The organism is Campylobacter concisus (assembly GCF_003048535.1).
GTDB classification, from domain to species: domain Bacteria; phylum Campylobacterota; class Campylobacteria; order Campylobacterales; family Campylobacteraceae; genus Campylobacter_A; species Campylobacter_A concisus_S.
The window spans coordinates 1-21,252 of the sequence record NZ_PIRQ01000002.1; the positions used below are offsets into that span (position 1 = coordinate 1).

Annotated in this window: 12 protein-coding genes; 8 read left to right on the forward strand and 4 right to left on the reverse strand. The window is 37.7% G+C overall.

All coding sequences use genetic code 11. From position 1 onward, the window contains the following. Positions 1-326: 326 nt before the first annotated feature. The 4 genes from CVS93_RS01750 to CVS93_RS01765 are packed head-to-tail and all read right to left on the reverse strand — an operon-like array spanning position 327 to position 6,885. Entirely contained in the window at positions 327-1,673 is a 1,347-nt protein-coding gene (locus CVS93_RS01750) for a TolC family protein (RefSeq protein WP_107686341.1), read from the reverse strand. A 1-nt stretch (position 1,674) separates the two neighbouring features. Beyond that, complete coding sequence (locus tag CVS93_RS01755) at positions 1,675-3,603, reverse strand: MacB family efflux pump subunit (RefSeq protein WP_107686342.1); 1,929 nt, start codon at positions 3,601-3,603, stop codon at positions 1,675-1,677. After that, positions 3,604-4,797: an efflux RND transporter periplasmic adaptor subunit gene (locus tag CVS93_RS01760; RefSeq protein WP_107686343.1), complete on the reverse strand. Its 1,194-nt coding sequence runs from the start codon at positions 4,795-4,797 to the stop codon at positions 3,604-3,606. It abuts the gene before it with no gap. Positions 4,798-4,851: 54 nt separating this feature from the next. Next, positions 4,852-6,885 (reverse strand): ATP-dependent helicase, encoded by a 2,034-nt coding sequence (locus tag CVS93_RS01765; protein ID WP_107686344.1) that lies wholly within the window; start codon positions 6,883-6,885, stop codon positions 4,852-4,854. Positions 6,886-6,950: 65 nt separating this feature from the next. Here CVS93_RS01765 and pbpC point away from each other — a divergent pair, with 65 nt between their 5' ends. From pbpC to CVS93_RS01805, 8 genes are all read left to right on the forward strand, one after another. Beyond that, complete coding sequence (pbpC, locus tag CVS93_RS01770; protein ID WP_107686567.1) at positions 6,951-9,119, forward strand: penicillin-binding protein 1C; 2,169 nt, start codon at positions 6,951-6,953, stop codon at positions 9,117-9,119. A gap of 1 nt (position 9,120) precedes the next feature. Beyond that, positions 9,121-14,241, forward strand: coding sequence for an alpha-2-macroglobulin family protein (locus tag CVS93_RS01775; protein ID WP_107686345.1), 5,121 nt, complete (start codon positions 9,121-9,123; stop codon positions 14,239-14,241). Between the two features lie 120 nt (positions 14,242-14,361). Further along, on the forward strand, positions 14,362-16,986 hold the full coding sequence (locus tag CVS93_RS01780; protein WP_107686346.1) for a valine--tRNA ligase: 2,625 nt from the start codon (positions 14,362-14,364) through the stop codon (positions 16,984-16,986). Then, a complete protein-coding gene (locus CVS93_RS01785; RefSeq protein WP_107686347.1) occupies positions 16,986-17,942 on the forward strand; it encodes a methionine ABC transporter ATP-binding protein in 957 nt (318 codons plus the stop codon). The genes CVS93_RS01780 and CVS93_RS01785 overlap by 1 nt, the downstream gene beginning before the upstream one ends. Beyond that, the gene (locus CVS93_RS01790) at positions 17,942-18,616 is read left to right on the forward strand and encodes a methionine ABC transporter permease (RefSeq protein WP_021086223.1); all 675 of its coding nucleotides are present in this window, start codon (positions 17,942-17,944) and stop codon (positions 18,614-18,616) included. The genes CVS93_RS01785 and CVS93_RS01790 overlap by 1 nt, the downstream gene beginning before the upstream one ends. Positions 18,617-18,875: 259 nt before the next feature. Then, positions 18,876-19,658 (forward strand): MetQ/NlpA family ABC transporter substrate-binding protein, encoded by a 783-nt coding sequence (locus CVS93_RS01795; RefSeq protein ID WP_107686348.1) that lies wholly within the window; start codon positions 18,876-18,878, stop codon positions 19,656-19,658. Between the two features lie 75 nt (positions 19,659-19,733). Beyond that, positions 19,734-20,513 (forward strand): MetQ/NlpA family ABC transporter substrate-binding protein, encoded by a 780-nt coding sequence (locus CVS93_RS01800; protein ID WP_107686349.1) that lies wholly within the window; start codon positions 19,734-19,736, stop codon positions 20,511-20,513. A gap of 139 nt (positions 20,514-20,652) precedes the next feature. Further along, a complete protein-coding gene (locus CVS93_RS01805) occupies positions 20,653-21,243 on the forward strand; it encodes a DedA family protein (RefSeq protein ID WP_107686350.1) in 591 nt (196 codons plus the stop codon). Positions 21,244-21,252 lie beyond the last annotated feature (9 nt).

The following is a 21,252-nucleotide window of genomic DNA, read 5'->3' on the forward strand; positions in this document are numbered from 1 at the left end:
TTTACATCTATAATTTTCGCATTGTTTTTTTCATTTTCTTATTTTTTCTTTTCTCTGAATTTAACTCTTCCTTTCTCGGCTTCTTTTGCCTTTTATCTTTTGTATCCTTTTCATTTATCCATTCAATTTGATGTATAATCATTTGTCCACCATCAGTTAGCATTTTATAATTTTCAACAATAACATATTTCGTTGTAGTTTAAAAATTTAAGCGATTGTGGTAGAAAATTTAGCTAACCTATCTTTTTTGCTTGTTTTAGTTTTATGCTCATATAACGATCTGCGCTACACTCGTTAGTCTAATAACTCCAAGCTAAGCCCATAATTTACCTATTAAATTTACCTGCCATGGCTTTGTAGATATTTAACTCATCTTGTAAAAGTGTATATTTTGCTTTTAGTAGCCCTATTTTGGCTTCTAGCTCGCTATTTTTAGCCTCTAAAAATTGCTTTAGCTCGACCTTGCCGTAGGAGTATTTTAGCTCGTAAATTTTTGAAATTTCCTCGTAGTTTTTTATCTGCTCTTGGTAATTAACAAGCAGCACTTCGTCGTTTAGGTAACTTTTGTAAAATGCGTCTATTTCGTTTAGAGCGCTATTTAGAGTGCTTATGTAGTTTAGCTTTGCAAGCTCGAAATTTGCCTCGCTAACCTTTAAATTTGACTTTAGTTTGTGGTAGTTTAAAAATGGCAAATTTAAAGCGATGTTTCCATTAAGAAATTTAAGGCTAAATACTTCTTCTTTTTTGTTGGCGCTGCTTTTGAGGCTGGCTCCTAGCGTGATGCTTGGATAAAACTCTTTTTGGCTAGCTTTATAGTTTAAAATGCCCTCTTCTATGCGGTAAATGGCCACTCTTAGATCAGGCCGGTTTGCTATGGCATTTGTTGGCACTTCTAGATCAACACCCACTCTTTTTACCGGACTTAGCGTGAGGTCTTCAAATTTAAGCTCAAATTCTGGACTCTCATTTAATAAAATTCTAAGAGTTTTTTTAGCTGTCACAAGCTCTTTTTTGGCACTTTCTATCTTATTTTGAGCGTTTAGTTGCTGTGAGTTTATATGTTTTAGACTTAGCGCCTCCTCTTTGCCAAGCTCAAATTTAAGCCCAACTATCTTATTTAGCTCATTATAAATTTCTAAAATTTGCTCATAAGTTTTTATGCTCTCGTTTAGATATAAGATCTGAAAATAGGCATCTGAGACAGAATTTATCACACTTAGCTTGCTAGCTTCTAGGTCAAATTTAGTAGCCTCTGCCTCAAACATCGCTGCGTCTTTGCTATTTGCTAGCTTTTGCCAAAGATCAATCTCGTAGCTAAGCCCTATGCTTGAGCCAAAACTTCTACTAGAAGCACCGCCCTCTTTTATATTTTTGCTACTTCCAGCCTCGATGCCAGCGTTAAAGCTTGGGATCAAATTTGCTTCCAAAACGCCAGCTTGAGCGAGTGCTTTATTTACGTTTATTGCTGCTTTTGCAAGGTCGGTGTTGTTTTTAAGTGCTAGCTCTACAAGCTCATCAAGGTAGCTTTGGTGATACTCTTTCCACCAAGAAGTGTTTAAATTTAGCTCCCTGCTGGCATTATCTTCAAGTAAAATTTGTTTGTAGTTTTCATCTATATTTTTAACAGCGCAGCCGCTTAAAACAAGTACTAAAGCTAAGCTTAGAAATTTCATATTACTCCCTTGAAAGCGCATCTATTGGATTTAGTTTTGAGGCATTTTTAGCTGGCATGTAGCCAAAAATGATGCCAATAGCCATCGACGTAACAAGCGCAAGCACGATCGAGCCATTTGAAAAGATCATGCTAAAACCATCTAAAAAGTTGTTAAAGATGTAGCCAATAGCATAAGAAAATCCTATGCCAATAGCACCGCCTATTAGGCAAAGCAATACCGCCTCTATCAAAAACTGCTGTAAAATGTTGCTCTGCCTAGCTCCGATCGCCATTTTAATGCCTATCTCTTTGGTGCGCTCAGTGACTGAGACTAGCATGATATTCATCACGCCTATACCACCAACTACTAGTGAAACTACGGCGATACTTGAGATGAGAAGGCGCATGGTTGAGATTGTCTCTTCGATAGTTTGCTTGATGCTATCAGAATTTCTAGTAAAGAAGTCTTTTTTGCCGTGTTTTATCGTTAAAAGATCAGTCAGGCTCTTTTCTGCGATTTGAGCATTTACGCTTTCATTTACTTTTACGGTTATTGAGCTAATAAATTTATCGCCCGTTATCTTGTTTATCACAGTCGTGTATGGAGCATAAATTTTAAGTGAGCTAGCATCGCCGATTTTAAACTCATCTTTTTGCAAAACGCCTATAATGCGAAGTGGCTTTTTATTAAAAAGAATAATCTTGCCGATCGGATCTTCGTTTTTAAATATACTATTTTTAGTGTTTTGATCTATTAGTGTGACAGAATCTGAGTTTAAAACCTCGTCTTCATCGTAAATTCTTCCCTTTTCTAGCTTTAGTCCATTTACGTCAAAGCTCCCTACTCCACCGCCTTTTAGTGTCGCTGTTAAGGAGATATTTTCATATGTTAGTACGCCTGAAGTACTTGTGTTTGGAGTGACTGAGTCAAGAAACGACTGCTTTGAGAGCATATTTGCGTCACTTATAGAGAGTGTTTTTACCCTACCTGAGAGCATATCACCAAAGCCTTTTCCTGGCATGATATCGATCGTGTTAGTGCCGATCTTTCTGATACCAGCTAAAATTTGCTCCTGCGAGCCTTTGCCAAGAGCCACGACGCTAATGACCGCTGTGATACCAATGATAATGCCAAGCATGGTTAAAAGCGATCTTAGTTTGTGAGCTAGCATCGCGCTTACCGACATTTTAAAGCTTTCAATTAGCTGATCTTTATAATAAGTAAATTTGCTCTTTTCTGGCTGGCTCTGCTTTGTGGCCTCGTAAATTTCGCTATTTTTTACATTGTCGCTTACGATGTTGCCATCTTTTATTTCAATCACACGACTCGCGTACTCGGCGATCTTTGGATCGTGCGTGACGATGATGATGGTGTGGCCTTTTTTGTAAAGATCAACTAAAATTTCCATCACTCTTAGCCCACTTTTGCTATCAAGCGCGCCAGTTGGCTCATCAGCCAAGATGATCTCGCCACCATTCATCAGCGCCCTTGCTATGGATACCCTTTGCTGCTGTCCGCCTGAGAGTTTATTTGGTAAATTTTTAGCCTTTTCGCTAAGGCCAAGGGAGTCTAAAATCTCCATTCCTCTTTTTTCTCGGTCGCTCTTATTTGCCCCTGCGTAAATGCTAGGAAGTGCGACATTTTCAAGGGCGTTCATCGTGCTAAGAAGGTTGTATCTTTGAAATATAAAGCCAAATTTATCTCGTCTAAGCTTGGCAAGCGAGTCGCTATCAAATTTTGATATATCTTTGCCATCTAGCAGGTACTGCCCGCCACTTGGGCTGTCTAAGCAGCCAAGGATGTTCATCAGAGTTGATTTACCAGAGCCAGACTGACCGATGATAGCTATAAATTCGCCCTTTTTTATCTCTAAATTTATGCCATGAAGAATTTCTATCTCATTATCGCCAAGCTTAAAGCTTTTTGTGATATTTTTTAGACTTATCACTTAAAACTTCTTATTTTCTTTTTCGATCATCTTGGCTATTTCGCTTGCCGAGCCTTGTGATGTGATGATCTCATCACCCTCGTTTACGCCACTAATTATTTGCGTATCGAGGTTGTCTTTTATGCCAGTTTTGACCGCTGTTTTTACCGTTTTGCCGTCTTTTAAAATATAGACAAAAGTACCGTTTTCATCTCTTTTGATGCCGATACTTGGTACGATGATAGCGTCCTTTACATTTGCTATTAAAAGCTCATTTTGTGTTGTCATGCCTATTCTTAAAATTTTATCTTTATTTTCAACTATGCTTTGAGCATAATAATAAACAGCTGAGTTGCTTGAAGTGCTTGAGCTTGTGGATTTGCTACTACTGCTAGAACCATAGCTACCATCGCTTAATGTCGTTAAGCCAGGGTCGATTGAGCTAACCGTCGTTTGAAATTTTTTCGTTGGTTCAGAGAGGATCGAGTACTCAACTGGTGTGCCGACTTTAATCTTGGTGATGTCGCCCTCGGCTATTTGCATCTTCATCTTGACATAGCTAAGATCTGCGATCTTTACGATAGTTGGCGTAGTTTGATTAGCATTTACAGTCTGTCCCTCTTCGACCTGTACGCTTACTATTATGCCATCTCTTGGCGCGGTGATCTTTGTGTAGCCTAAATTTATCTTAGCTGTGCTTAGCTCAATATTTGTCTGTTTTATCTGAGCTTCAAGCTCCTTTATCTTGGCGCTATTTGTGCTATAAGTATTTTTTGCACTTTCAAATTCTTGTTTTGAAGTGGCGTTTTTGGCAAAAAGTGCATTTTCTCTATCAAACTGCGTTTTTGCAATGTTTAGAGCCACTTTTGCACTTTCAAGCTGAGCTTTGTAGATGGCTAGCTGAGCCTCTTTATTATCTATGCTATTTTGCTGGGTCGAGCTATCGATACTTGCGATCATATCGCCTTTTTTGACCTGATCTCCAAGCTTAACGTAGAGTTTTTTTATCTGGCCACTCACCTGAGCACCCACATCAACTAGCTCGGTAGCGAAAATTTCTCCAGTCGCATCGACTTTTTTGCTAAATGAGCCCCTTTTTGCCTTTTTGGTGATAAATTCCACCTTTTCATCTTTTATCTTAAAAAAATTATCATAGATAAAATATCCACCGACGCCTAAAATAAGCAGGATTATTAAAATTTTAGATTTTTTCATTGCTTCTCTTTGTAAAAAATTGGTCAATTTTACTTAATAAGATTAAAATTCTCTTTAAACTTCCTCTTTTGCCATGCCAGCCTCTATCAAAAACCTACTCGGTTGGTAGTTGATCTTCTTTATCTTGTCGTATTTTGCGTAACTTAGATAGAGTTCGTCTTTTGCTCTGGTTACCGCTACGTAAAAGAGCCGCCTCTCTTCTTCTAGGCTGCCGCCCATGCTCATTAGCTTTAAATTTGGAAAGCGGTTTTGCGCGAGATCGACGATAAAAACTTGGTCAAACTCAAGCCCCTTGCTCGCATGCACGCTAAGTAAGCTAACGCCCTGCCCTTCGCTCATCTCGTTGCTTCCAAGGGCTAGGAAGTTATAAAATTTACTGATATCTTGATACTTTTTAGCTAGCTCGCTTAGCACCACACTCTTTGCCATTATACGCTCTTTGACCTCTTCTTTGAGTGCTAGATCAACATTGCCGTTTTTTAGAGTTGCCCTTTTTGTGCTGATGTTTTCGACGATTAGTGAGTAAATTTTGCTAGTTTTTATCTCATTTATCATTGTAGCTGGCTTTGAGATATTTCTCATGGCTCTTAAAAAGTTGTAAATTTCATATAAAAACTGCGCCCCGCTCTCGCTTAGCTTTTGTAGTTTTAGTATCGGATGACCTAGAAATTTATCGCTAAAGCCAAGCTTAGAAAACCTTGAAACTTCGGCAAATTCATCAAGATCGTCAAAAAGGCCTAGCTGGTAGTTTCGCCTTTTATTTGATGAGATATTTACGCTCTCGTCTGGATCAAGGATGCCTTTTATCAAATTTCCATGCCCAAGCTTCAGTAGTGCGTCAAAAATTTCTTTGCTAACTGCGCTGCCAACGCCCTTTGCGTATTCGCAAATGTGGATAAATGCCATTATATCTTTTGGATTGACATAAATTCCCATGATGTCGATGAGCGCTTTGATCTCGCGGCTCTCAAAGAAGCTCACCCCACCCTTTCGCTTCGAGCCAATACCTCGCTCTTTTAGCGCAACCTCGATGCCATCAGCTGATGAGTTATTTCTAAAAATTATGGCGATATCTTCTCTATTAAATGGCGAAAGCGAGATGATGTCGGCGATATTTTGATACTGATCAAAAAGCTCGTTATAGACAAGCAACCTTGGAGGCTTAAAATTTCCCTCGCGGCTAACTGTTAGGTGCTTTTCATAAAGCCTTGGGTTATTGTTGATGACCTTATTTGCAAGGGCAAGTATGCTAGAGCTTGAGCGGTAGTTTACATTTAAAGCATAGATATTTGCGTTTGGGAAGCGATCTTTAAATGAGCCAATGATCTCGATATTTGCGCCGTTAAATGCGTAAATGCTTTGATCAAAATCGCCCACGCAAAAGAGGCTCTTTGTCGCAAATGCGTCTATGAGGCTACCTTGAAGTGTGTTTGTATCTTGATACTCATCGATCAAAATTTCATCATAAGCTAAATTTGCCCCTTTTTTTAGCTCGTCGCGCATTTTTATGAGCAGATCGTTAAAGTCAGCGTAGGAAAATTTAGCCTTTTCAGCCTCAAATTCCTCTAAAACATCTTCATAAATTTCGGCATAAACGCCCTGCTCTTCACTTTTCTCACTTATCCATTTGCCAAATGTAGTGCCCTGCTCGCTGTTTTGAAATAGCGAGTAAAGATCATATAGATAAGCCCCGCCATAAGGTTTGACGTCACTTAAATGGTAAAATTTTCGTCTCTCAACAAGACTTTTTAAAAGCGTCTTTAGCTCGCTTGGTTGCTTTAGCGTGACGCCTTTATCAAGACTTTTTAAAAGTGAAAATGAGACCGAGTGGAAGGTGCCTGCGGTGATTTTAGAGGTTATGGCCTTGTCAAAATATCTATTTAAGCGCTCGATCATCTCGCTGGCCGCTTTATTAGTGAAAGTTAGCAGCAAAATTTTTTCTGGCGCAACGCCTAAATTTAAAAGATGAGCTATGCGTGCGACGATGGTGCTAGTCTTGCCAGTACCAGCTGAGGCGATGATAAGATTGTGTCCAAATGGCGCAGTTGCTGCGGTGTATTGTTCTTTGTTTAACCTAGATAAGGGCATGTTTTCCTCTTTTTTAAAAAGGCCTAATTATAGCTACTTAAACTTTAACAGCTATAATCATGCAAATGAAAAAGCTTAAATTTCTAAAATTTCTTGCCCTATTTTTGGCTCTAATGGTCGCTATTTTTTTGATACTGGATCAAATTTACCCACTAAATTTAGATGCATTAAAAAAAGACGAGGCCAAAATTTTGCTTGACAAAAATGGAAACATTATAAATATGAAGCTTAGCAGCGATGGAATTTGGAGATTTCACGAGCAAAATTTTCCAAGCTCGCTAAAACAAAGCGTCGTTCTCTTTGAGGATAGATACTTTTACTACCATTTTGGCGTAAATTTTGCCTCCATTTTTAGAGCATTTTTCCACAATCTAAGAAGCGACAACCGCATAGGGGCCAGCACTATCACGATGCAAGTAGCAAGGATGCTTGAGCCAAGTGATAGGAGCTATAAAAATAAGATAAGAGAAATTTTTAGAGCATTTCAGCTTGAGCTTCACTTTAGTAAGGAAGAAATTTTAAATTTTTATCTAAATTTAGCACCGTATGGTGGCAATATCGAGGGTGCAAAGGCGGCAAGTTTCTTTTACTTTGGCAAGGAGCTAAATGAGCTAAGCTACGCTCAGGCTGCACTTTTAAGCACGATCCCTAAAAATCCAAACAAAAATAGACTAGACCGCGTTTCAAACATAAACGCCCTAAAAAACAGGGTCATAAAGATGCTTTACAAAGCAAAGCTAATAGATCTTAGTGCTTTTAAAAGAGCGCAGGCTGAGCCATTTAAAAATGTAAGAGCAAAAGCTATCGTAACTGCGGAAGATTATGCAAATGTCGCTTTTAAAAACCAAATTTCAAAGGCGAGCTTGGATCTAAATTTACAAAAAGATATGCTTAAAATTTTAAAAGATACGATGTTTTCGCTAAAGGCTAAAAATGCAAACAACGCAGCAGCCGTAGTCATTGACAATAAAAAAATGAGTGTTGTTGCCTTCATCGGCTCGCACGATGAGCATGCGCGTGACGGTAAAAACTCAGCTCTAAATATGAAGCGAAACACCGGCAGCACGCTAAAGCCTTTTATCTACTCGCTAGCCCTTGATAGCGGGCTTATCACACCAAATTCTCAGTTAATTGACACGCAAATTTATATAAAAGAGTATGCTCCAAAGAATTTTAGTAATGATTTTTTAGGTATCGTAAGCGCGAAAGATGCCCTAAATTTTAGTCTAAATATTCCGGTTATAAATTTAAACTTAAAACTAAAAGACAATTCGCTTTACGAACTACTTGAAAAAGTAAATTTAGTAGATGAAAATAAGGAGTATTATGGAGCTTCTATAACGCTTGGAAGTGCTGAAATGAGCCTGCTTGATCTTGCTCATCTTTATACTATTTATGCAAATGACGGCATTTATAGGCCACTTGAGTTTGCAGGAAAAAACTACAAAAATGAAGAGAAAAATGTAACTCTAATCTCGCCTCAAAGTGCTTATTTAACCGCTAAAATGATGGGCGAAGCCTCAAGATCATATCTAAAAAATGCTTGGCAGTACGCCCAAAATACGCCAAAGATCGCTTTTAAAACTGGCACAAGCGCAAACTCACGTGATCTTTATGCCATAGGCGTTGATGAAAATTACACAATTGCTATTTGGATTGGAAATTTTAATGCCAGTAAAACTGATAAATTAACAGGACTAAATGACGTATCAAAGAGCCTTTTTGATATGTTTAAGATAATCGCTCAAAAAGAGAAGTTAAGATTTATGAGTGAGCCAGATGGCATAGAAAAGCTACCAACCTGCCTCGATGCCTTTAACTATGAAAAGTGTAAGAAAATGGCGCTTGATGATAGGATAAAGGGTGTAGATTTAAAAGATAAATGCGAAAGTTTAAGAGGTGAAGAGCTTGATTTTTTGGTTAAGAATGAGCTTTTGGATAAAGAAGAGATACAAAAAAGTCCTTGTGCTGAAATTTTTAAAGATAAAAAGCCAGTTTTTGCCTATCCGTATGACAATGAAGAGATAGTGACAGATGAAAATATTACACAAGTTATGGTAAAATGCTACGCGTTTTTAGGCGATGAAATTTACCTAAAAATAGATGATTTGAACTTTTCTAAGATAGAAAATGCAAGCGAAAAAAAGTTTGATCTAACTCTTGGCGAGCACAGTATAAAATGCCTTGATCAAAACTCAAATCAAAGTGAAATAACAATAAAAATAAGGAGATAAAATGTGGCAAAAAGTAGCGCTTCTAGCACTTTTGGGAATGGCAAATTTATATGCTTTGAGCCTAAATGGCACTGCGCAGATAAAATCGCCCCTAAGCGTAGAGTTTGGACTAGAAGATAAAGTCGATAAAAATTTTGTTGGTATGCTAAGTGATAAAAAGCTACTTTTGTGCCAACCAGCATTAAATGGTACGGTTAGATTTAATAGTCAAAGCTTGCTGCTTTTTACAAAAGATATGCATGCTGGTTTGGATTATAGCTGCAAGCTTGAAAATGGAAGCACTGCTAGTTTTGCCACGAAAGAATTTGAGCTAACAAAGATAGAAAAAATAAGCGATAGTAAATATATACTTAAATTTAATGATGAAGTAAATATTGAAGCTATCAAAAATATTGCCGTAAAAGATGCGAAATTTAAAGCAATTGAGCTTTCTAACAATAGCTTTGAGCTTAATCTTGATAAAAATTTAAGCAATCCAGTTTTTGATTTTGGTGAAAAATTTGAGAGCAAATTTGGCGCAACTCTTTCAGGTGAAACGGTAGTAAATTTTGCTGATGAAATAAGCGAAGAAAGCGTAAATATAAATGATAATGCAAAGAGTCTTGAGATACCTGAAATTTATCCAGTGAGCCTTGATAATGGCATCTTGGGCTTTAGAATTTATCTAAAAAATTGGCTTGATGACGACATTAACTTAAAAAAATTTATAAACATTAAAGGTGTAAAAAACTTTAGCATCAGTGACGTTAAATATAGTGAAAACTATGAAGAAAACTCAGAGCTTAGCGAGTATTATTACTACATTGATATTACAAGTGACGATTTTAAGCCACAAAATAGTTATGAAATCACCATTAAGCCCGGTTTTGGCGATGATAGAAATGTAGTAAGAGAAGAAAGTAGCTATGAAGTAGTAGCTGGCAATTTCACTCCATTTGCAAATTTTATAAATAATGAACCATATATCTCAAGCGTCGGTGAGATCGGTATCAAAAGTGCAAATTTACCTGAGCTAAATGTAAGCATTGAAAAGCTAAGCGATCAAAATTTTAGATATTTCTTAAATTTTAATGACAATAACGAAGAGTTAAGCAACTTCAGCACAAAAGTGGCAAGCAAAAGCTATAAACTTGATGGCGCATTAAATGAAATTTCTCTAAATAAAATCAAACTTGACTTTGCTGGAGCTGGAGACGGCGTTTATAAGATAAATTTAAACTACGGCAAGGATAAGAGTGTCTCAAAAGTAGTCTATCTAAGTGATATCGCCGTAAATGCAAAGCTTGGTAAGGATGAAATTTTTGTATTTGCAAACCGTCTTGGCGAAAATACAATGCTGCCAAACGCAAATGTGAAAATTTATGGCAAGAAAAACGAAGAGATCGCAGTTGGCGCGACAAATGATATAGGCGTTTTTAAATTTAACAAAAAAGATATTTACAAAGATATCTCCTCAGTGGTTGTCTCTCTTGGAAAAGAGCAAAATTTTCTTATTTTAAAAGAAGACGAAGCGCTAAATGAAGCGAAATTTATGAGCCAAAATGCCAGTGAGAGTATCGATGCGTATGTTCATTTTGCTTCAAATATCATAAGACCAAATGAGAGCTTGAAGGGTGTAATCTATCTAAGGGATAGAGATTTTAATCCTTTAAAAAATATGCCTATAAAGATAAAATTTTTCGATCCACAAGGCAAAAGTAGCGCTGAAATTTCAAAAAATACAAATGACGTTGGCATGGTAAATTTTGAAAAAGAGATACTAAGCGATCTAAGCGGTAGATTTAATATGCAAGTAATTTACGCAAGCAAAGTGATCTCAAATGTGCCATTTTTTGTTGAGAGTTTTATGCCAAATAGGATAAAAAATGAGATAACGCTTGAGAGGGATAAATTTTTCGCAAATGAGCTTATTAGAGCCAATCTAGCTAGTAACTATCTCTTTGGTGGCGCTGCTAGCGAGCTTGATGGCAGCATGCAGGTTAGCTTTTTTGATGATGAATATAAAAATAGCGAGTTTAAAGAGTATAAATTTAAAAACAATACGCTAAAACCAAGCGCTTATCCATCTTTTGAAAACGATCTCACTCTTTCAAAAGATGGCAAATCAAGCCAAATGATAGATCTTAGCTTTAGCACTAAAAATGCCTCTTCTATCATAACAGGCGTGATAAATTTTAATGTAAATGATGATGGCAAAAACGTAAGCGATACAAAAAGCTTTACGCTCTATCCTTACAAGGATATGGTCGGTATCGCAGCAAGCACGACATTTGCTGAGCCAAACGAAGATGTAAAAATAAGAACGGTTGTAGTAGATATGTCAAGTCAAAAGGCCGTAAAATCAAATTTAAAATTTGATATAAAACGTGTCACTTGGCAATACCAAAGAGATGCAAATGGCTATATAAAGTGGTTTCAAACACTAGAAGATGTGGATAATTTTTATAAAGACAATGGCGAGTTTAGCTACAAATTTACACAAAGTGGCTCATATGTGATCATCGCTACAAATCTAGTAAGTGGAGCAAGCACAAGCCTTGATATGGACGTAAGTGGCTACAACTACTCAACTCTAGCACCTACAAAAGAGCTTAGCAAATCTCAAATCAAACTAAATAAAAATATCTACAAAAAAGGCGATGAACTAAGTGCTGATATAAGCTCAGCTATAAAAGAAGGTATCGCCCTTGTTACACTTGAAGATGGTGGCGTGAAAGCTTACAAGGTTGTTAAGATAAAAAATAACTCAGCAAATGTTAAATTTAAACTTGATTTTGATTTTAGTGGACTTTACGTGAGTGCAAATATCTACCGCATGACAGATGGCGGATTAACTCCGTTTAGAACTTACGGTAAGGTCTATGCTAAGGCCGATAAGTCATCAAGGATACTTGACCTAGGTCTTGATGCACCAAATACTGCAAAAAGCGATGAAAATATAAAAATTTCAATAAAAACAAAGCCAAAAGCTTATGTGAATTTATTTATCACAGATGTTGGTGTGCTTGATATAACGTCACAAAAGCCAGCCGACCCACTTAAATTTTTTGACAAAATTTTACCAGATGGCGTTTTTGACTATGACATTTATAATATGCTCACAAACTATAAAGTCGAGGGCAAGACTTTAAGCTTTGGTGGCGATATGGCAGCACTTGCCATGGAGGCAAAAATGGCAAAACATGCTAGCCCGGTCGATAGTAAAAAAGTAAAAACATATGCAAATTTAGTAAGCCTTCAAGCTGACGATAATGGTGAAATTTCATACGAGTTTAAAACACCAAATGGCTTTAACTCTGCCATTAGAGTAGATGTCGTGGCAAATAATGAAAACAGCATGAATGCGGTAAATAAAGAAATTCTAGTAAAAGATGATGTGATTATTAAGCCAAGTGCGTTAGTTTATCTGTTAAAAGGCGATGAGCTAAATGCAAACTTAAGGCTCATAAATACAACAAATGAGGATAAAAATTTAACCATAAAAGTGGCTAGCAGTAAAAATTTAAGCATCAAAACAAAAGAAAATGCGAATTTAAAGCCGCTTGAAAATAAAGCCTTTACATTTAAAATTTCAGCTCTTGAAGCTGGAGCTGGCGAATACAATATAACAATAAGCGACAAAAACAGCTCAAAAACAGCTCAAAATTTACTTGATGTAGTTAATCCTTATACGATTAGCACCTATGCAAAAAGTAGCGTCTTTGACAAAGAGAGCACGATCTCTCTTCCAAAAGGCTTTCATAATGTTAGTATAGATGCGTCAAGCTCGGTCTCAAGCGTGCTATTAGCAGCTTCTAAAAATTTAGTCGAGTATCCTTACGGATGTGCGGAGCAAAGGAGCTCAAGACTGCTTGCACTTTTAAATTTAAAGCCAAAAGATGAGCTTGAAAAAAATGATCAAAAGAGGTTTATTACAAGCGGAATGAGCGAGCTAATTAAGATGCAAAAACCAGATGGTAGCTTTGGTTACTGGAGTGATCTAAGTAGTACCAATGCATTTGCTTCGATCTATGCAACTGATGTGCTGCTTGATCTTGAAGAGGCTGGATATGAGCTAAATAAAAATGTAAAGCAAAGAGCATTAAATTCGCTCTTAAAATATACAAATACAGATATTGAAGCCCTATATGCTATTTATGTAAGCTCCCGCGCAAATGTTGCTGATAAATCAGTGCTAAATAAAATTTATGACCACAAGGCTTACAATACGACTGCACTTAATAAATATCTAATGGCAGCAGCTCTAAAGCTAAACGGCTTAAATGACGAAGCAAAGGTGGCGCTAAAAGATATTAAAAAAGCTCAAGCGGCTGATTACAGCAGGGATTATTCTAGCTTTGGCTCAAAGATGAGAGATAATGCATTTATCTTGTATCTGCACGCAAAATATTTTGAGAAAAACGACTACTCAGATGATCTTGCAAATTTCTTGATCACAAATTTAAATGAGCTTAGCTCAACGCAGGAGCGCGCTTTTACCCTTAGAGCGCTAAATACCTATTTTGGCAAAGATGTTGGTGAGAAAAATAATAAATTTAAGCTTAGCTATAATGGCGAAAGTAAAGAATTTGATGGCCTTTTAAGCGTATCATTTACAGCAAAAGATGGAAATTTTACCATCACACCACTTGGTGAAAACAAGCTATATGCCACTATTTTAAGCTACGCTTATGTGCCGCTTGAGATTAAGCATAAAATAGAGCCAAAAGAGCTTGATATCTACCGAACATTTGTGGACGAAAAAGGAAAAGAGATCGATCTAAATAGCCTAAGAGTAAATGATGTTGTCTATTCAAAAATAGTGATAAATTCTAAAGCTATGGTTAAAAATGGTGCAATAAACGAGATCGTAAGCAGCTGCTTTGAGCCAATAAATGAAAATTTAAGTGGTTTTAGTAAGAGCCTTAAAGATAGCATTGAGCTTGAATATCAGAGCATAAAAGATGATCGCGTTTTAAGTTTTTATGCATTAGATAGTGACAAGAGAGAGGCTGTGCTTTACACACCTTATCGTGTAAGACTTGGCGGCAAATGCTCGCTTGGCGCGGTCACAACTGAAAATATGTATAACGAAAGACAAAACGACTACGACCTAGCTCAGCGAAGCTTTACTGTCAAATAAGCTATATAAATTTTGGGGCGTTTAACCGCCCCAAGCCCATATTTCCCCACTTTTGCAAAGATTTTTTTAAACAAATTTTAGATAACATTAAGCATTTTTTAAACGAAAGAGGATACAAAAGTGGCAGAATTTTACAATGCAAAAGAGATAGAAGATAAATTTTATAAAATTTGGGAAGAACGCGGATACTTCGAGATAGACGCGAACAAAGATATCCAAAAAGATGGACGTAAATTTTGCATTATGATGCCACCTCCAAACGTGACTGGCTCGCTTCACATCGGACACGCCCTAACCTTCACACTTCAAGATATCATGACTCGTTACAAGAGGATGGATGGCTACAAGACACTTTGGCAGCCAGGACTTGACCACGCTGGTATCGCTACTCAAAACGTCGTTGAAAAGCAGCTTTTAGCTCAAGGCATCAAGAAAGAAGAGCTTGGACGCGAGAAATTTGTAGAAAAAGTGTGGGAGTGGAAAGAAAAAAGTGGTGGCATGATCGTTCATCAGATGCGCAAGCTTGGCATCACTCCAGCTTGGTCACGCCAGAGATTTACCATGGATGAGGGCCTAAGAAAAGCTGTTAAAAAAGCATTTGTAAATTTGTACGACAAAGGGCTGATCGTTCAGAAAAACTACATGATAAACTGGTGTACGCATGATGGCGCTCTTTCTGACATCGAAGTCGAGCATAAGGAAAATAAAGGCAAGCTTTATCATTTGAGATATTATTTTGCAGATAAGCCAAGCGAATTTGTTGTTGTTGCAACAACTCGCCCGGAGACCTACTTTGGCGACACCGCCGTAATGGTAAATCCAAACGACGAGCGCTATAAAAATTTAATCGGCAAAAAGGTTGTTCTACCTATCATAAATAGAGAGATCGAGATCATCGCAGATGAGCATGTCGATATGGAGTTTGGAACAGGCCTTGTTAAGGTCACACCTGCACACGATCAAAACGACTACGAGGTTGGTAAAAGGCACAACCTTGAGTTTATCACTGTCTTTGATGAAAAAGGCATTTTAAACGACAAGTGCGATAAATTTGCAGGTCTTGAGAGGCTTGAGGCTAGAGATATCGTAGTAGCTGAGCTTGAAAAACTTGGCAATGTTGAGAAGATAGAAGACTACGAAAACCAAGTAGGCTACTGCTACCGCTGCAAAAACGTCGTCGAGCCATACATCTCAAAGCAGTGGTTTGTCAAAAAAAAGATCGCAGACGAGGCGATCGAAAAGGTCTCAGAGGGTCTTGCTAAATTTTACCCACCGCACTGGATAAACAGCTTTAACGCATGGATGAGAGAGCTAAGAGACTGGTGTATCTCACGCCAGCTTTGGTGGGGACACCAAATTCCAGTATTTTACTGCGATGATTGCGGTTATATGTGGGCTGATGAGGGAGAGCCGTGCGAGTGTAAAAAGTGTAAAAGTAAAAATTTCCACCAAGATCCAGACGTGCTAGATACATGGTTTAGCTCCGGTCTTTGGCCATTTAGCACACTTGGCTGGGGCAATGAAAATGAGCTTAAAAATGAAAAATGGTTTGAGGGAGACCTCGCCGAGTTTTATCCAAACAACCTACTAATCACTGGCTTTGATATATTATTTTTCTGGGTTGCTAGGATGATGTTTCAGGGTGAAAATGCCCTTGGTAAGTTGCCATTTGACGACATCTACCTACACGCGCTTGTAAAAGATGAGTTTGGCAGAAAGATGAGTAAAAGCCTTGGCAACGTCATCGACCCGCTTGATAGTATAAATGAGTATAGCGCCGATATCTTGCGCTTTACGCTAACGCTTCTAGCAGTTCAAGGACGCGACATCAAGCTAAGTGACGCCAAGATGAAGCAGGTAAGAAATTTCACTAACAAGCTTTATAACGCGAGTAAATACCTCATGCTAAATGAGAGCAAATTTGCAAATTTAGAGGATATCAAGCTTCAAACAAAGCTTGGAATTTATATGAATAGCCGCTTTAACGAGTGCGTAAGAGAGGTGCGCGAAAATATCGACGCCTACCGCTTCAATGACGCTGCAAACACACTTTATAAATTCCTTTGGGATGAGTTTTGTGACTGGGGTATCGAGCTTAGTAAGGCTGATAAAGCGAGCGTAAAAGAGCTTGGAAGTATATTTAAAGAGGCGATGAAGCTGCTAAACCCTTTCATGCCGTTTCTTTCAGAGTATCTATTTCAAGAGCTTAGCGGCACACAGCTTGAGAATGCAAAATCGATAATGGTGATGAGCTACCCAGAGGTAAAAGAGCAAAATTTAGATGTTGAGAAGAAATTCGAGCTAGTTATCGAAGCGATCGTTGCGATTCGCCGTGCAAAAGCGACTATCGATCTTGGCAACTCAAAGATCGCAAAAGCCTTTGTTAAATTTAATGAAAAAATAGATCTTGACGAGGTTAAAGAGTATATCAAGCTGCTTGCAAAATGCGAAGAGATAGGCTTTGTAAATGAAAAGATCGAAAACTCAATAAGAGATGTGAGCGAAAATTTAGAAGCATTTGTCCCACTTGAAGGGCTTGATATGAGCGGTATCATCACAAGGCTCAAGTCTCAAAAGACAAAGCTTGAAAAAGAAATAGCCAAACTCTCAGGCATGCTAAATAACCAAAATTTCGTTGCAAACGCACCAAAAGAGGTCATAGAGACAAACAAAGAGGCGCTAGAGAGTGCTGAGGCTAAATTTAAAAAAGTATGTGAAGAATTAGAAGCTCTTGGAGAAAAATAGTGATAAAGATAGAAAATTTAAGTAAATTTTATGGTGATACGCAGATCCTTTTTGATATAAATTTAGAGGTTAAAAAGGGTGAAATTTTTGCTATCGTAGGACACAGTGGTGCTGGCAAGTCAACACTTTTAAGGTGCATAAACGGACTTGAAAGCTATCAAGGTGGCAGCTTAAAAGTCTTTGATAAAGAGATAAAAAATTTAGATGAGACGCAGCAGAGACATTTAAGGCGGGATGTTGGGATGATATTTCAGCATTTTGCCTTGATGGCTAGAAAAAATGTCTTTGAAAATGTCGCTACTCCGCTTAAATTTTGGGGCTATAAAAGCGATGAAACCGAAAAAAGAGTGAGAGAGCTTTTAAATTTAGTCGGTCTTGAAAGCAAGGCAAAAAGCTATCCAAGCGAGCTAAGTGGCGGGCAAAAACAGCGTGTCGCCATCGCTAGAGCGCTTGCTTTAAATCCTAAAATTTTACTAAGCGACGAGGCAACTTCGGCTCTTGATCCAAACACGACAAATCAAATTTTAGAGCTGCTTGAAAAGATAAACAAAGAGCTAGATATCAGCGTCGTCATCGTCACGCACGAGATGGAGGTTGTAAAATCTATCGCAAAACGCGCGATCTTGCTAGAAGGCGGCAAGATCATAGGCTCTGGAAGCATCGAAGAGCTATTTTTAAAGCCAGATGAGAAGATGAAAGAATTTTTAGGCGAAGTAGAAATTCTGCCAAGCACTGGCACAAATATTAGGCTATTTTTCCCAAAAGAAGTGGCCCAAAATAGCGTGATCACGCATATGGCTAGAAGTCTAAATATCGACTTTAACATAGTTTGGGGCAAGCTTGAAAAGCTAAACGAAAATGTTCTTGGCTCGCTTGTCATAAACATAGATGAAAAAGATAAAGAAAACGTGCTTAACTACATCAAGCAAAGTGGCGTTTTATGGGAGGTTGCTTGATGTTTGGTATTGATTTTTCTAAATTTCCAGATGTATTTTCTAGGATACTGTTGCCAGCTATCGGCGAGACGCTATATATGAGCATCGTCTCTACCCTGCTCGCCTTTGCTATAGGCCTCATACCCGCGGTTTTGCTCATACTTTCAGATAAAGATGGATTAAAGCCAAACAAGCAGCTTTATTTTGTGCTAGATATCGTTATAAACGTGCTTAGAAGCTTTCCATTTATCATTTTGATCATCGTGCTATTTCCGGTCACAAAAATGATCGTAGGCACAAGTATTGGCACCACAGCTGCGATCGTCCCGCTAACTATTGGAGCGGCTCCATTTGTGGCAAGGCTAATCGAAAACGCTCTAAAAGAGGTTGATAAAGGCATAATTGAAGCCGCTCAAAGCTTTGGTAGCTCGAAATTTCAGATCATCTTTCGTGTCATGTTTGTAGAGGCACTTCCTGGCATTATCTCGGCATTTACACTAACGCTTATCGTAAATATCGGCTTTTCAGCGATGGCTGGTGCAGTTGGCGGTGGCGGACTAGGATCTGTCGCTATAAACTACGGCTATCAAAGATTTCGCCCAGATATCATGCTCTACACCGTGGTTATTCTTATCATTATGGTTCAAATTTTTCAAGTTTTAGGTAACTACTTATATAAAATTTCTAAAAAATAGGCCTTTGTTTTTATCTGATTTTAAGCTTTTTTCCTTAAAATTGCCCGAATTAATTTTTAGCTGAAAGGATAAAAGATGAAATCAGATATGTGCCACATGTGCCGCCTATTAAAAAACGCGTCGTCGAAAGACTAATCTCTAAGCACAAAATTTCTTTTTAAGTGCTTAGAACTAGCTTAAGCGCTTAAAAAGAAATTTAATCCTCTAGCTTAAATTTATCCTTTTTTGGTGCTTGGCAAATTTTAAAAAAGGATAATAAATGAAAAAACTACTTCTCACTTCTTTAGTTGCCCTAGGCCTTAGTGTAAGTGCAAATGCAGCTGATAAATCAAAAACAATAATCGTTGGTGCTACACCTATCCCACATGCTGAAATTTTAGAGGTTGTAAAACCTATTTTGGCAAAAGATGGATATACGCTTGAGATCAAAGAATTTAACGACTACACTACGCCAAACCTTGCAACAGAAGATGGCGATTTAGATGCAAATTTCTTTCAGCACCTTCCATATCTTGAAGAATTTAACAAAAACAAAGGCACTCATCTTATAAAAACAGTTGGCGTTCATCTTGAGCCAATGGGAGTTTATTCTAAAAAGATAAAAGACATCAAAGATCTAAAAGATGGTTCGACCGTATCTATCCCAAATGATCCGACAAATGAAAGCCGTGCTTTGGATATCCTTGCAAATGCCGGACTTATTAAGCTAAACGATAATCCACTAAAAACTCCGCTTGATATAGTTGATAACCCTAAAAAGCTTAAATTTGAAGAGATCGAGACTGCTCAAGTGCCAAGAACGCTTGATGACGTTACTATCGCGGTTATCAACACAAACTATGCTCTAAATGCTAATCTCAATCCGGTAAAAGACGCACTTGTGCTTGAAAGCAAAAATAGCCCATATGTAAACTACGTAGTTGTTAAAGCTGGCAACGAAAATAGCTCTAAAATAGAGGCTCTTGATAAAGCTATAAACTCATCAGAAGTTAAAAAATTTATCGAGATCAAATACAACGGTGCGATTCTTCCAGCATTTTAATTAAAATTTTAAATAAGCGACGTGAAAGCTTTTACCTTTTTAGCGTCGCTTAAACCCAATAAAAAAGGAAAAACAATGAAATTTATCAAACTTTTAACCGCATCTTTAGTTGCTCTAAGCCTTCACGCAGCCGACAAGGACCACACTATCGTAGTCGGCGTCTCGCCAGTACCACACGCTGAAATTTTAGAATTTGTAAAGCCAAAGCTAAAAGATAAAGGCTACGACCTTGTTATCTCTGAAATTTCAGACTACTCTATCCCAAATGTCGCCACAGAAGATGGTAGCTTGGATGCAAATTTCTTTCAGCATTTACCATATCTTGAGGAGCAAAACAAGGCTAGAGGCTTGCATCTTGTAAGTGTTGCAAATGTCCATGTCGAGCCACTTGGCTTTTACTCTAAAAAGATAAAAAACATAAAAGAGTTAAAAGATGGTGCAAAAGTTGCGATTGCTTACGATCCATCAAATGGCAACAGAGCGCTTAGAATTTTAGAAAAAGCTGGCCTTATTGAGATCAATAAAAACGTAAAAGTTGCAACTATAAATGACATAACTAAAAATTCTAAAAATTTACAATTTGTAGAGCTTGAAGGTGCTCAGATACCAAGAACGCTTGATGATGTCGATATCGCCGCCATTAGTACAAATTTCGTCCTTGATCTTGGTATGAGTGTGGCAAAAGACGCACTTTTGCTTGAAGACGCCAACAGTCCTTATGCTAACATCATCGTCACAAAGGCTGGCAACGAAAATAACCCTAAGATCAAAGCTTTGATTGATGCGGTGCTTAGCCCTGATACTAAAAATTTCATCATCACTCGCTATAAAGGCGAAGTTATACCTGCATTTTAAAAATAGGGCGAGCTTTCGCCCTATTTTGTTTCTACTTTCATCTTGTTTTAATAAGCTATAAACTCTCTTTATTTTTTGTCAAAAAGCTTAAGCTATGCTTTGCTAAAATGGCTAACTTTAAAATTTTTCAGGAATTTAAATGCTACATGATGTTATTGATTTTATAGTTGCGAGCGTAAGTAGCTGGGGATATGCTGGCATATTTATCATGATGTTTTTAGAAAGCTCATTTTTTCCATTTCCAAGCGAGGTAGCGATGATACCTGCTGGCTATTTGGTGCATAAAGGTGAAATGAGTTTAATTTTGGCCTTTCTTGCAGGCACGCTTGGAAGCCTGCTTGGAGCTATTTTTAACTATTATCTTTGCTATTTTTTTGGGCGTGATATCGTTTTAAAATACGGCAAATTTGTGGGAATCACTCACGAAAAAATGGATAAATTTGAAGCATTTTTCAATAAACACGGCGAAATTTCTACATTTAACTCACGTCTGATTCCTGGCATTCGTCAATACATCAGCCTACCAGCCGGACTTGCTAAGATGAACATTTTTAGATTTTGCCTATTTACCACGCTTGGAGCTGGGATTTGGTGTGCTGTTTTGCTTGGAGTTGGCTATTTTATAGGCTCAAACCCTGACAAACAGACACTTTTAATAATCACGATCTCTCTTTTAGCTGTTGTTGCAGTAATAAGTGCTATCTATATAATAAAGCAAAGAAAAGGCTAAATACATATA